Below are 13,824 nucleotides of genomic sequence, written 5' to 3'. Positions count from 1 at the left end.
CGGTAGCCCGGCAGAATGCACGACGGAACCCACACCAGAAGGCGGAGCGACATCGTGACCCTCTCTGTTCATCAGCGCATCGCCGGGGAGCTCGGCGTGGCCGAGCACCAGGTACGCGCGGCCGTTGAGCTGCTCGACGGCGGCGCCACGGTGCCGTTCATCGCGCGGTACCGCAAGGAGGCCACCGGGCTGCTCGACGACACCCAGCTGCGCACCCTGGAGGAGCGGCTGCGTTACCTGCGTGAGCTGGACGAGCGGCGGGCGGCGGTGCTGGAGTCGATCCGCAGCCAAGGCAAGCTGGACGAGGCGCTCGAAGCGCAGATCATGGCCGCCGACTCGAAGTCCCGGCTGGAGGACATCTACCTGCCGTACAAGCCCAAGCGGCGGACCCGGGCACAGATCGCCCGCGAGGCCGGGCTGGAGCCCCTCGCTGACACGCTGCTCGGCGACCCGACGCAGGACCCGCGCACGGTGGCGGCCGGATTCGTCGACACCGACAAGGGGGTGGCCGACGCCGCCGCCGCGCTGGACGGGGCACGGGCCATCCTGATCGAGCGGTTCGCCGAGGACGCCGACCTGATCGGCACGCTGCGCGAACAGATGTGGTCGCGGGGCCGGCTGGTGTCCCGGGTACGCGAGGGGCAGGAGAGCGCCGGGGCGAAGTTCGCCGACTACTTCGACTTCGCCGAGCCGTACCCGAAGCTGCCCTCGCACCGGATCCTCGCCATGTTCCGGGGCGAGAAGGAGGGCGTACTCGACCTGACCATGGCCCCGGATACCGACAGTGACGCCGACGCGGTCGTCACCGGACCGACCCGGTACGAGGCCGCGATCGCCGGCCGGTTCGGCGTCAGTGACCAGGGGCGGCCGGCCGACAAGTGGCTCGCCGACACGGTGCGCTGGGCATGGCGCACCCGCATCCTCATCCACCTCGGCGCGGACCTGCGGATGCGGCTGTGGCAGGCGGCCGAGGAGGAGGCCGTCCGGGTCTTCGCCACCAACCTGCGTGACCTGCTGCTCGCCGCGCCGGCCGGCGCCCGGCCCACCATGGGATTGGACCCGGGGCTGCGGACCGGGGTGAAGGTGGCCGTGGTGGACGCCACCGGCAAGGTGGTCGCCACCGACACCGTCTACCCGCACGAGCCGCGCCGGCAGTGGGACGCGTCCCTGCACACCCTGGCGACGCTGGCCGCCGCGCACGGAGTCGAACTGATCGCCATCGGCAACGGCACCGCCAGCCGGGAGACCGACAAGCTCGCCGCGGACCTGATCAAGCGGCACCCCGAGTTGAAGCTGACCAAGCTGGTGGTCTCCGAGGCGGGGGCCTCGGTCTACTCCGCCTCCGCGTACGCCGCGCAGGAACTACCCGGACTGGACGTCTCGCTGCGCGGTGCGGTCTCCATCGCCCGCCGGCTGCAGGACCCGCTCGCCGAGCTTGTCAAGATCGACCCGCGTTCCATCGGCGTCGGGCAGTACCAGCACGACCTGTCCGAGGTGAAGCTGTCCCGCTCGCTGGACGCCGTCGTGGAGGACTGCGTCAACGCCGTCGGCGTGGACGTCAACACCGCGTCGGCTCCCCTGCTCACCCGGGTCTCCGGCATCGGCGCCGGCCTGGCCGAGAACATCGTGCTGCACCGGGACGCCAACGGCCCGTTCCGTACCCGAGCCGAGTTGAAGAAGGTGTCCCGGCTCGGCCCGAAGGCGTTCGAGCAGTGCGCCGGCTTCCTGCGCATCCCCGGCGGCGACGACCCGCTGGACTCCTCCAGCGTGCACCCGGAGGCGTACCCGGTGGTGCGCCGGATCCTCACCTCCACGGGTCAGGACCTGCGCTCGATCATCGGCAAGAGCGCCATCCTGCGAGGGCTGCGCGCCACCGACTTCGTCGACGACACCTTCGGTCTGCCCACGGTCACCGACATCCTCGCCGAGTTGGAGAAGCCGGGCCGCGACCCGCGCCCGGAGTTCAAGACGGCGACCTTCGCCGAGGGCGTCGAGAAGATCAGCGACCTCACGCCCGGGATGGTGCTGGAGGGCGTGGTCACCAACGTCGCCGCGTTCGGCGCGTTCGTGGACGTCGGGGTGCACCAGGACGGTCTGGTGCACGTGTCGGCGATGTCACGCACCTTCGTCAAGGACCCGCACGAGGTGGTGAAATCCGGCGACGTGGTCCGGGTCAAGGTGCTGGACGTGGACGTGCCCCGCAAGCGCATCTCGCTGACCCTGCGGCTGGACGACGACGCCGAGCCGGGTGCGCGCGGTGGCCAGGACCGGCAGGGCCGCGGCGGGTCGGGCCGAGCCGGGCAGGACCGAGCCGGGCAGGACCGGAGCGGGCAGGACCGCCAGAGCCGGGGCGGGCAGGATCGCGGTGGTCAGGGCCAGGGCGGGCAGGGCCGCGGCCAGGTACGACAGGGTCGGGGCGGAGGATCGGCGCCCGCCGACGGCGCGATGGCCGACGCGCTGCGCCGCGCCGGGCTGCTCTGAGTCGACCCGCCGGCACGGTTGTCGTCGATGGGCGTACCGTCAGGTCGTGGGCGACGACGGTACGGACTGGCAGAAGGTGCGACAGCACGCGGTGCTGGCGCACGCGGCTGCCGCTGAGCGTCGCCGCCTCGCCGAGCAGGCCGAGGCGGCGACGCTGGTCAGCGACTTCGTCGCCGAGGCGCGACGGCGTGGGCTGGCCACCACCCGGCTCGTCGCCCGGTCCTCCGACGGGCGCGCCCGCTACCGGACCCGGCTCCACGGTTGGTACGTCGACCGGGCGCGCAGCCGGGCCATCGACGTGGACGGACGATTTCACCTGCTGACCGTGCCGCGTACGCTGCGCGCCCGGCTGCTCGGCGCCGATCCTCAGCCCAGTCCGGCGCCCCTGATCGTCGGCGAGGGCGGGCGCGACGGCGAGTCGGTTCCGCTGCGGGCACTGCTGCAACGGCGGCTCGACACCGACTCCTGAACCAGCCGTCCGACACACCGGCAACGCGGTACGACGCGCCGGTGAAGCGCATCCTTCCGATCTCTCCGCACGTTGTTGTGCCTGGGATCAGCCTTGCTGTCGCCATTCGTCCCCGACGGGAGCAGCCGGGTTGATACAACCCTTTTGCGGCACAATGACCCTTATCGGACGGAGATCAGCACTGTGTCCGTATCCTCGGTGGCTTCACCAGTTCGTCCGCCTCGCTCGCAGGATCGGGGCAAGCGCCTGTTCGACGTGGTCCTGGCGGCAGTGCTGCTGCTGTTGACCGCACCCCTCATGGCGGCGGTGGCGGTGACGGTGGCCGTCGGACTGGGCCGACCGGTGTTGTTCCGGCAGTGCCGCATCGGGCTCGACGAGCGCCCGTTCGAGTTGGTCAAGTTCCGCTCGATGCGCGAGCCACGGGGCGACCTGCTGAGCGACGCCGATCGACTCACTCCGCTCGGTCGCTGGCTGCGCGCCACCAGCCTGGACGAACTGCCCACCCTCTGGAACGTGCTGCGCGGCGACATGAGCCTCGTCGGGCCCCGGCCACTGCTGCCGGCCTACCTGGGCCGGTACTCCCCCACCCAGGCACGGCGCCACGAGGTCCGGCCGGGCGTCACGGGCCTGGCTCAGGTACGCGGGCGCAACTGTCTCGACTGGGACGACAAGCTCGCGCTCGACGTGGAGTACGTCGAGCGCCGTGACCTCCGCCTCGACCTGTCGATTCTGGTCGCCACCGTCGGTACGACACTGCGCCGGGACGGGATCTCCGCCGAGGGCCACGCGACCGCACCGGAGTTCCTCGGGAGCCGACGATGACCCGCACCATCCACCTGTCCGCACCGGACGTCGGCCCGCTGGAGGAGTCGTACGTGCTCGCGGCGCTGCGCTCCGGCTGGGTCGCACCGGTCGGTCCGGATCTGGACGCCTTCGAGCGGGAGGTGGCCGCACGGGTCGGTACCCGGGGTGCCGTCGCGGTCAACTCGGGGACCGCCGCCCTGCATCTGGCGCTGCTCGGGGTCGGCGTCGGTCCGGGCGACACGGTGGTCGTCCCCACGCTGACCTTCATCGCGACCGCGAACGCGGTCCGGTACACCGGGGCCCGGCCGGTGTTCGTCGACTGCGACCAGCACACCGGCAACCTGGACGTCGCGCTCGTCGCCGAACTGTTGCGACGGCTGCGCTCCGGCGGTGAACGCCTCGGCGCGGTGGTACCGGTCGACATGTTCGGCAGTTGCGTGGACTACAGCGCGCTGCTGCCGGTCTGCGCGGACATGGGCGTGCCGGTGGTCGAGGACGCGGCGGAGGCGCTGGGCGCAGCCCACCACGGCCACGCGGCGGGTTCGTTCGGCCGGGCCGGGGTACTGTCGTTCAACGGCAACAAGATCATGACTACCTCCGGCGGCGGGATGCTCGTCTCCGACGACATCGCGTTGTTGGCCAGGGCTCGGCACCTGTCCACCCAGGCCCGGGAACCCACGGTGCACTACGAGCACCGGGACACCGGCTACAACTACCGGCTCAGCAATCTGCTGGCCGCCCTTGGACGGGCCCAGTTGACGCGGTTGGACGCCATGATCAGCCGCCGCCGGCAGCTGCGCGATCGGTACGCGAAGCTTTTCGCCCCGATACCGGGCGTCGAGTTGGTCGGCGCGGAGGACACCGAGTCGAACTGCTGGCTGACGGTCATCCGGGTGCGCCCGGAGCAGTCCGGTTGGCGGGCGGCCGACCTGGCCGCGCATCTGGCTGCGCAGGAGATCGAAACCCGCCCGGTGTGGAAGCCCATGCACGCGCAGCCGGTCTACGCGGGCTCGGAGAGCCTGCTCACCGGTGCCGCCGACGCGTTGTTCGCCGAGGGTCTGACCCTGCCCAGCAGCAGCGCTCTCACCGAGCGGCAGGTCGCGTACGTGCTCGGCACGATCGACGATTTTCTGACCGCCCGGGCCGGGGCGTGACGGGCGTGCCGCCACCGCTCGGCTGAGCTGGTACGCAGACCCCCTGCCGCCGGCTGGTCAGGCCGGTACGTCCCGCGCCGGTACGTCCCGACCGACCTGGACCGCGTCGCCGGGCGGCGTGCGGTGGTCGAAGAGCCAGTCGAAGTAGGACTTCGGCGCGAAGGGCTCGGGATCGGGCGTGGGTGTGGCGACCATCGCCGCCTCGACCGCGTCGCGCAGGCTGGCGGTCCGGCCCGGGTCGAAGGGGTGCAGGGCCCGGGCGGCGATCTCCCGGTTGTGCGCGCTGTCCTGGGCGATCACCGGGATGCCGGCCGACCGGGCCTCGGCCAGCGGATATCCGAAAGACTCGACGGTCGTCGGGTAGTAGATCGCGCAACACCGGGCGTAGTAGTCGGCAAGATGGCTGCGGCTCAACACCCCCACGAACTCGAACCGTGGGTCGCCTCGAAGCTCCGGCGGCGCGGCGTCGGGAAGCATGGTGGACACCACCCGCACACCGGGCGGCAGCACCCGCGCCAGCTCGGTCAGATGCCCCCGGATCCGCTTGAACGGTGAGTCCACGATCGGGCTGAGGAGGAATCGCTGCGCCCCACTGCCGGCCGTGCGCGCGGGCTGGTGCAGCGGATGAAAACGCACCACGATCCGGTCCCGCACCTGCGGTAGTGCGCGGACGACGCGCTCGGCCATCGATGAGCTTGGCGCCACGATGACATCGGCGCGCCGCAGGCTCGCGCGCACCCATGCGATCTGGGCGGCGAAACCCCGCGGGAGTTGCCCCCTGGTACGGGTCCACTCGTCGGGCGCGAGGAAGTGGTTCGCGTTGCGGACCAGCGTGACGCGGACACCGCCGCCGGTCGCGAAGCCGATGTTGTTGGCCGCCACGACCCGGGTGCTGGACCGGACGATCAACTCCCGCCGGAGCAGCCAGCCCACCGAAACACGTCGGTCAGCGGCAAGTACGCGCACCGGTGGTGCCTCCGGCTCGGCCAGGTAGCGCAGGCACTGCTCCCGAAAACGTCCGGCACCGCCGGAAGGCCCGCCGGACAGGTCGATGGCCAGGTTCACGAATGGGGCTCCCGATCGATCGGCCGAAGTCCATGACGTTCTTCGCGGGCGTTCTGCGGCGCCCGCGCAACTACCGGTCGACGGGACGAACGAACGAGCCGGACAGCGGTTACTCCGGCGGGCAGGTCACGCCCGGCGCGACGAGCCGACCGACACCGGGCGGGCGGTCGCGTCGCCGTCCATTGACAGCAGCGAAATTCACTCACGAATCGGACAGTGGACCCAAAAATACGAAAACCAGGATCAAGGGGTGCTCGTTCGACTAAGCAGTTAGGGAACGTGCGTGGCCCCCGACCTGCCGCAGGTCGTCTCTGGCCACGACAGGACAGGGGAGTCGTACATGCCGCCGGAAATACAGCGTGGCCAGCAGCTGGAATCGACGATCAGGGCGCGGCTACGGGCTGGTCGCCGGACAGCCGGATTCCTCGGCGTAGATGCCCTCGCCTGGGTCGGGGGTTTCCTGGTCGCCAGTTGGGCCCGGTACGAACAGACACTCACTCCCGAACAGATCGCCAACGCCGTGCTGCTCGGAGCCGCCACCGCCGTACTGCACATCGGAATCAGCGCCACCCGCCGCATCCACGCCGGCCGTCAGCCCCTCGGCAGTATCGAAGAGGTCCGGGGCCTCGCCGGCACCACCGCCACCACGGCGGCGATCGTCCTGGTCGCTCTCGTGCTCCTCGACACCCGTCCGATCCCCGCCAGCACACCCATGGTCGGCGGCGGCCTGGCCCTGCTACTGATGCTGAGCTTCCGCCTCCTGCACCGGCATCGGCGTGATCGCGCCCGACGGCCCGACGCCCGCTCGGCAACCCCGGTGCTGCTCTTCGGCCTCGGCGAGGCGGGGCAAGGGCTGATCCGCGCGATGCTCAGCGATCCGAAGGGTCGCTACCTACCGGTCGGGGCGCTCGACGACGACCCGGACAAGCGCGACCTGCGCATCGCCGGGGTGCCGGTGCTGGGCAACCAACACGACCTGCCGGACGCGATCCGCCGCACCGGTGCGACCACCCTGATCTTCGCGGTGGCGAATGCCGACGCCACGCTGATCCGTCAGATCCGGGAAGCGACCCTCCAGACCGGCGCCGCCTTCAAGATCCTTCCTTCGGTTCGGGAACTGGTCGACCACCGGATCACGGTCAGCGACGTACGGGACGTCCAGAGCAGCGACCTGCTCGGCCGGCGGCAGGTCGTCGGCGACCTGACGCTGGACGACAACGGTCTCACCGGACGTCGGATCCTGGTCACCGGCGCAGGCGGGTCGATCGGCTCGGAACTGTGCCGGCAGATCATGCGCGCCAACCCCGGCGAACTGATGATGCTCGACCGCGACGAATCCGCCCTGCACAGCCTCCAGTTGTCCCTCACCGGGCAGGCGATGCTGGACGGCCCCGAACTCATCCTCGCCGACCTGCGCGACGACGAAGGCATCCGCCGGATCATGCAGGAACGCCGACCCGAGATCGTCTTCCACGCCGCAGCGCTGAAACACCTGACGCTGCTGCAACGGCATCCCGGTGAGGCGGTCAAGACCAACGTGTGGGGCACCGTCGCGCTCCTCGACGCCTGCCGCGACGTCGCACGCTTCGTCAACATCTCCACCGACAAGGCCGCGAAGCCGATCAGCGTGCTCGGCTACTCGAAACGCATCACGGAGATGCTCACCGCGCACGCGGCGGCCAGCTACCCGGGCACCTTCCTCAGTGTGCGGTTCGGCAACGTGCTCAGCAGCCGGGGCTCGGTGACCACCGCCTTCCAGCGACAGATCGAGTCGGGGAAGCCGGTGACCGTCACCCATCCCGACGTGACGCGGTACCTGATGACGGTGCAGGAAGCGGTGCACCTGGTGCTCCAGGCGGCGAGCATCGGCCGCGACGGGGAGGCCCTGGTGCTGGACATGGGTGAGCCCGTCCGCATCGACGACCTGGCCCGCCGGATGGTCGCGCAGGCCACCACGCCGGTGCCGATCGTCTACACCGGGCTGCGACCGGGCGAGAAGTTGCACGAAGATCTGCTGGGTCAGGGCGAGACCGATCACCGTCCGTTGCATCCGCTGATCTCGCACGTGACCGTTCCCGTGCTCGATCCGTTGGAGATCAGCGGCCTGGATCCGTTCGACGAGCCTGACAAGATCGTCGACCAACTCGCCCGGCTCTGCGGCGATCTGCCCGGCGAGGCGGCCGCCGAGCAGCAGACGGACGTGGCCCTACCGCGCTGACCGTGGACACACCTGTCATCCGAGACCCGTCCAACCGGCTCGCTTCCCGTGACTCGTCTCGTTCCGGAAGTTCGCAGCTGGTCCACGTCAGGGGAGCTGATGGAAAAACCCGATACCCGAACCATCGTCGCGGACCTGCGGGCGTTGGGCCGGTCGGCGCCGTTGCGCGCCGCGTACGAGGCGTCCAAGCGGAGCGGCTTGCACCATGTGCTGTTCCGTGGCGGGGTGCCTCGGCACCACCGCGCCGTCCCGGTGCCACTGACCAACCTGATCCCGGGCAGCGATGAGGCACACCGGCGCTGCCTCGACGACGCCGGGCTCGTACTGCGACAAGGGCTGCGGGTCTTCGGCCACCGGGTACCGACCGGGGTGTCGGCACCCTGGTGCACCGACCCGCTGACGGCACAGCCCTGGCCGGCACTCCGACCGTGGTGGCGGATCGACATCCGCTCCGAGGCACGGCTGTCCGACGTGAAGTACAGCTGGGAGGCGGGACGTCACCGCGACCTGGTCGTACTCGCCCGTGCGGCCCGCCTCGACCCGGACGGCCCGTGGCTGGACGGGCTCACCGGGCTGTTGCGCTCCTGGTGCGAGCAGTCCCCGCCGGAGCGGGGCGTCAACTGGTACTCAAGCCTCGAACTCGCACTACGTGCCATCGGCTGGAGTCAGATCCTGACGCTGGTCGGCGAGCGGCTCCCGGCGGAGGTGGTGACCGCCACCGAGCGGCTGTTGCTGGCCAGCGCCCGGCATCTGATGATCGAGTTGCCGTACACGTTGAGCAGTATGCGCAACAACCACATGCTCGGCGACGCGCTCGGGCTCATCCTGCTGGCGCGGATGTTCCCCACCGCACGACCGGCGGGGTGGTGGGCGCGTACCGGCGAGAGGATGTTCGCCGCCCAGTGGCGTCGGCACCTTGCCCCGGACGGCCGGATGATCGAGGACTCGCTGTCGTACCACCGGTTCGTCCTGGAGATGCTCGTCGTCCGGGTGCTGCTCGGCAACGCACCGGCACACCTGCGACGTGACCTGCACTCGGCCAGCCGACACCTGGCGCGGCTCGGCGTGTTCGACGGCGACCTTCCGCAGTACGGCGACTGGGACGAGGGCCGCGTCCTGGCGTCGTCCGGCGACCCGCTCGACGTGGCCGGCTCGGTCGCGCTCGGGCTGGCGCTCGGCGGCGAGCGGGTGCCCGCGCAGTGGTACGCCGACTTCGACGAACTGGCGTGGTACGCGCCCACCCCGGCGGTGACCACCGCCCCCGCCACGATCACGACAGCCGCCACCGGTCTGCCGAGCCGAAGGGCCGCCACCGGTCGGCCGGGCTTGAAGGCCGCCACGGGTCGGCCGAGTGCGGTGGCCTCCGGCGGCATCGCCTACGTCACCCGGGGCCCGTGGCAGGTCTGGTTCAAGGTGGCCGGCGGGCCGTCGCACGGGCATGCCGACCTCACCTCCGTCTGGGTCAAACACGACGGCCGGTGGCTGATCGCGGACCCCGGCACCGGCACCTACAACGGGCCGCTGGACGTTCGCAACGGGCTGCGTACCTCCGCCGCCCACCCGGTGCGCCGGCCCGACGGCCAGGACCAACTCGTGCCGCACCGCGCGTTCCGCTGGCTCAACGCCGCATCCGGGCATCTCGGGGCGCCACTCGTCCTGGCGGACCGCACCATCCTGTTCGGCTGGCACGACGCGTACGCGCGCGGCCCCCGACCGGTGCGCGTCGGCCGCGCGGTGGTGGTGGCCGACGGGTACGTGGCGATCGTCGAGTTCGCCGACGCGCCGGCCGCCGGCAGAACGTGGTCGCTCACCATCCCGCTGCACCCCGACGTGACGATCGACGGCAACACCCTCGTCACCGGCGGCAGCAAGGTCGACCTGCTCGGGCTGCCCGGGCACACCGTGGCACGCGGTCGGTCGACACCGTTCGCGGGCTGGCACAGCCGTACCTACGGGTCCTGGGAGCCGGCGACCTGGATCACGGTCGAGGACCAGGCCGACACCGCCGTCTGGGCGCTCGGCGCGGTCCCCGGCACACCGCCGGACACGCACGCGCTCGACGGCCTCGCCTTCGCGGTGACCTGGCACCACGGCGGCGCCTGCCTCGCCGTCACCGACCTCGCCTCCGGGGACGTCCAGCGGATGGAAGTGCCGCGATGACAAACCTCAAGATCCTCGTGCTCAACCATTTCGCCGTACCCCGCGGCTACCCCGGCGGCACCCGGCACGTCGAGTTGTTCGGCCGGCTGACCGGTTGGGAGTACGTCATCATCGCCGGCCGGCGCAATCCGATCAGTGGTGTTGCGCAGCGCGCGGAACCGGGATTCCATCCGGTCGCCGTGACGCCGTACCGCAACAACGGCCTCGGCCGCGTCGTCAACTGGGCCAGCTACGCGGTGACGGCCACCGCCGCCGGTCTGCGGCAACCCCGCCCCGACGTGGTGTACGCCTCCTCACCGCACCTGCTGGCCGGGCTCTCCGGATGGGTGGTGGCGGCCCTGCGTCGTACCCCGTTCGTCCTGGAGGTCCGGGATCTGTGGCCGCAGGTGCTCGCCGACATGGGTGCGTTGTCGGAGACGTCGCTGCCGTACCGGGCCCTGGCACATCTGGAAAGGTTCCTCTACCGCCAGGCCGACCGCGTGGTCGTCATGGCACCCGGCGTGGTGGAGGCCATCGAGGCCGCCGGGGTCGCGCCCGAGCGGATCGCCTACATTCCCAACGCGGCCGACCCGGAGGACTTCCTGCCCAGCACCGATCGCCACACCCTGCGGTCGCGGTACGGGTTCACCCGTCGCACCGCCGTCTACACCGGCGCGCACGGCCCGGCCAACGGACTCGACCTGCTCCTGGACGCCGCCCGGGCGGTGCCCGAGATCGACGTCGTCCTCGTCGGATCCGGTGTGGAGAAGTCACGGCTACAAAAGGCGGCAAGCGACCTCGGCAACCTGCGGTTTCTTGATCCCGTTCCGAAGACCGAGCTGCCCGACCTGCTGCACGCCGCGGACATCGGCGTGCACGTCCTCGCCGACGTCGAGTTGTTCCGGTCCGCGGTCAGCCCCAACAAGGTGTTCGACTATCTGGCCGCCGGGCTGCCCGTCGTCACGAACAGCCCGGGGGTGGTCGGCGATCTGGTCATGGGCGCCAACTGTGGCTACGTGACACTGCCCGACCAACTCGCCCACGGTCTCGGTCAGCTGGTCCGGGCCGGCTCGGACGACCTGACGAAAATGGGAGCGTCCGGCCGGCGTTGGATTCGGGCCCACCAGTCGCGTACCGCGATGTCTCTCGCCCTCGGCCAGCTGCTCGCCCCGCTGGTCGACGAGCCGCGCGGACGCTGACCCCGCCCGCTCCCCCGCCCACCTGTCGGGTTGTCGTACGCCGGCCGCCGGGTCTGCGCACGGCGGCCGGCTTCGCAGGTCACGAGCCGAATCGGGCGCTCACGCCGACCTCGGCGTCGGTACGCGTGGGCGGGATCGAGCCAGGCCCGGGGCCGCCGGCCAGGGCCGCGATCACGGCCAGTACGGTCCGCGTCGTGGCGAACGACGCCTCGGTCTCCCGCTCGTCGGGACGCTGCCCGACGATGGTCTGCCGGACCTGGGCGAGAAGTTGCTGGTGTCCCTTGCCCGCGGCCACCCGTCGGATCTCCCGGCCGTCGACCTCCAGGCGCCTGAAGTCGTCGATCACCACGGTGTGCCCGCGGCCGAGGATCTCCACCCGCTCCTTCGAGGTCTGCTGATTCCCGCGCGTGCAGTACGTGATCGTCGCGGTGGACCCGTCCGGATATCCGAGCAGGATGCTCACGTCCTCTTCGAGCCCCAGCTCACCACGTCCGCTGCCGTACGCGTGCACGACGCTCGGCTCCCGACCCACCAGCCAGGACGCGAGGTCGACGAAGTGGCACACCTCGCCGCGGATCCGACCGCCCTGACGCCGGTCGTGGTACCAGTGCGAGTCGGGCAACCGCCCCGCGTTGATCCGGTACGCGACCGTCACCGGCCCCTCGCCGGCGGCCAGGATCCTCCTCGCGTGGCTCACCATCGGCGCGTGCCGCCGGTTGAAGCCGACGAACAGGTGGCCGGAGTTGCGGTGATAGGCGGCCGAGACCTCGTCGAGTTCGTCCTGCGTCAGCGCCAGTGGTTTCTCCACGAACACGTGTTTGCCGGCGTCCAGCGCCTGCCGGGCCAGGTCGGCGTGCGAGTCGTGCCGGCTGAGGATGAACACCACGTCGACGTCGTCGCGGCCGAGCAGGTCCGGCACGCTCCCGGTCACCGACGCGATGCCGTTGCGCTCGGCGAGGTGCCGGGCGGTGAGACCTTTGGCGGAGGTGACGGCGGTGAGGTCCGCCGCCCACCCGGCCGCCTTGAGTGCGGGCAGGAAGGTGGCCCTGGCGTAGAGCCCGGCCCCGATCAGCCCGGCCCGGGGACGCGACGAACCGCGACGTGGACGGATCAGCACCGTCTCACCGGCGGGCTCGATGGCAGCCGCGTAGCGCAGTTGCACCGCGAGCGAACGCGGATCGGCGGCCAGCGCCTCGTACGCCGCGCTCGCCTGCTCCACCTCGAAGACGTGCGTGACCAGGTCGTCGACCTGGATGCGCCGGCTGGCGACTAGGTCGAGATATGTCTCGATGTTGCCGCGCGCCGTCCAGCGCACATGCCCGATCGGGTAGTCGACGCCCCACTCCTCGTACGTCCGGTCGTAGCGACCGGGACCGTAGCTGCGGGCGAAACGCAGGTCGAGTTCCCGCTCGTAGAACGTCCGCCGGTCGAGTTCCAGCCCGACATCACCCACCACCACCAGCCGGGCGCGGTCACGGGCGATCTCGGCGCTGCGGGTGACCGGACCTGACGAGCGGGTCGCCGCGGTGATCAGTACCGCGTCCACGCCCCGCCCCCGGGTCATCTCCATGATCTCTTCCGTGGTCGCCGCACCCGCTTCGACCAGGCCGGTCGCACCGCCACTCGTGGCCAGTTCGGCCGTCCAGCCGCGCAGGTCGACACCGATGACCCGAAGCCCCGAGGCCAGCGCCAGACGCACCGACAGCTGCCCGACCAGGCCGAGGCCGACGACGGCCACCGTGCCACCCACCCCCACCTCGGCCTGCCGTAGCCCCTGCAGGGCGATGGCCGCCACCGCGCCGAAGGCGGCGGCCTGGTCGGACACCGCGTCAGGAACGGGCACCGCGAGCAGGCCGGGCACCGCCTGATACTCGGCGTGCCCCGCCGAGGCCGTGGCGACCCGCGTTCCCGGCCGAATGCCGTCGGTCGCGGCACCGGCGGTGACGACGACACCCGCCGCGCTGTACCCGAGGGGCATGTCCTCGTCCAGCCGGCCACGCACGGCAGCAAGTGTCGTGCGGACGCCGTCGGTGCGTGCCTTGTGCACGACCTGACGGACCAGGTCCGGCCGCGCCCGCGCCTTGCTCAGCAGGCTCGCCGACGCCAGCTCGCGAACGGCGCGTTCGGTCCCGGCGGAGAGCAGGGAACGACGCACGGCCACGAGCACCTCGGTGGCGGCCGGCTCGGGTCGCGGAACCTCCACGATCCTGACCTCGCCACCGGACACGGACTGGACGACCTGCTTCACGGGACCTGCCTCCAGGGAGTGAACACCTGGCGTCGGCGACAGCCAGC

General features: G+C 71.2%; 9 protein-coding genes. 7 read left to right on the top strand and 2 right to left on the bottom strand.

The window, feature by feature from the left end:
* The first annotated feature begins 54 nt into the window (after positions 1-54).
* The 4 genes from AB0M35_RS12930 (at position 55) to AB0M35_RS12915 (ending at position 4,908) form a co-directional block, all read left to right on the top strand.
* Positions 55-2,481 carry a Tex family protein gene (locus AB0M35_RS12930; protein ID WP_363744748.1) on the top strand — a complete coding sequence of 809 codons (2,427 nt, stop codon included), beginning with the start codon at positions 55-57 and terminating at the stop codon, positions 2,479-2,481.
* A gap of 46 nt (positions 2,482-2,527) precedes the next feature.
* Entirely contained in the window at positions 2,528-2,950 is a 423-nt protein-coding gene (locus AB0M35_RS12925; protein ID WP_363744746.1) for a hypothetical protein, read from the top strand.
* Between the two features lie 198 nt (positions 2,951-3,148).
* A complete protein-coding gene (locus tag AB0M35_RS12920) occupies positions 3,149-3,772 on the top strand; it encodes a sugar transferase (protein WP_363744744.1) in 624 nt (207 codons plus the stop codon).
* Positions 3,769-4,908: an aminotransferase class I/II-fold pyridoxal phosphate-dependent enzyme gene (locus tag AB0M35_RS12915; RefSeq protein WP_363744742.1), complete on the top strand. Its 1,140-nt coding sequence runs from the start codon at positions 3,769-3,771 to the stop codon at positions 4,906-4,908. The genes AB0M35_RS12920 and AB0M35_RS12915 overlap by 4 nt, the downstream gene beginning before the upstream one ends.
* A 57-nt stretch (positions 4,909-4,965) precedes the next feature.
* Here the strand turns inward: AB0M35_RS12915 and AB0M35_RS12910 are convergent, their stop codons facing one another.
* Positions 4,966-5,973: a glycosyltransferase gene (locus AB0M35_RS12910; RefSeq protein WP_363744740.1), complete on the bottom strand. Its 1,008-nt coding sequence runs from the start codon at positions 5,971-5,973 to the stop codon at positions 4,966-4,968.
* A gap of 340 nt (positions 5,974-6,313) precedes the next feature.
* Here AB0M35_RS12910 and AB0M35_RS12905 point away from each other — a divergent pair, with 340 nt between their 5' ends.
* The 3 genes from AB0M35_RS12905 to AB0M35_RS12895 all read left to right on the top strand — a co-directional run bounded on the left by AB0M35_RS12905 (position 6,314) and on the right by AB0M35_RS12895 (position 11,529).
* Positions 6,314-8,191 (top strand): polysaccharide biosynthesis protein, encoded by a 1,878-nt coding sequence (locus AB0M35_RS12905; protein WP_363744738.1) that lies wholly within the window; start codon positions 6,314-6,316, stop codon positions 8,189-8,191.
* A 99-nt stretch (positions 8,192-8,290) separates the two neighbouring features.
* Complete coding sequence (locus tag AB0M35_RS12900; protein WP_363744736.1) at positions 8,291-10,351, top strand: heparinase II/III family protein; 2,061 nt, start codon at positions 8,291-8,293, stop codon at positions 10,349-10,351.
* Positions 10,348-11,529: a glycosyltransferase family 4 protein gene (locus tag AB0M35_RS12895; protein ID WP_363744734.1), complete on the top strand. Its 1,182-nt coding sequence runs from the start codon at positions 10,348-10,350 to the stop codon at positions 11,527-11,529. Before AB0M35_RS12900 ends, AB0M35_RS12895 begins: the two co-directional genes overlap by 4 nt.
* Before the next feature lie 79 nt (positions 11,530-11,608).
* On the opposite strand, the gene AB0M35_RS12890 is transcribed toward AB0M35_RS12895, so the two are convergent.
* Complete coding sequence (locus AB0M35_RS12890; protein WP_363744732.1) at positions 11,609-13,777, bottom strand: Gfo/Idh/MocA family oxidoreductase; 2,169 nt, start codon at positions 13,775-13,777, stop codon at positions 11,609-11,611.
* Positions 13,778-13,824: the final 47 nt, after the last annotated feature.

Source organism: Micromonospora sp. NPDC051196 (genome assembly GCF_040682415.1).
Classification (GTDB): Bacteria; Actinomycetota; Actinomycetes; order Mycobacteriales; family Micromonosporaceae; genus Micromonospora.
This window is presented reverse-complemented; position numbering and strand designations above follow the sequence as displayed.

Bases quoted from the DNA above. Each gene is read 5' to 3' on its own strand.
- AB0M35_RS12915 (WP_363744742.1), top strand. From the start codon at position 3,769: ATGACCCGCACCATCCACCTGTCCGCACCGGACGTCGGCCCGCTGGAG.
- AB0M35_RS12905 (WP_363744738.1), top strand. From the start codon at position 6,314: ATGCCGCCGGAAATACAGCGTGGCCAGCAGCTGGAATCGACGATCAGG.
- AB0M35_RS12900 (WP_363744736.1), top strand. From the start codon at position 8,291: ATGGAAAAACCCGATACCCGAACCATCGTCGCGGACCTGCGGGCGTTG.
- AB0M35_RS12895 (WP_363744734.1), top strand. From the start codon at position 10,348: ATGACAAACCTCAAGATCCTCGTGCTCAACCATTTCGCCGTACCCCGC.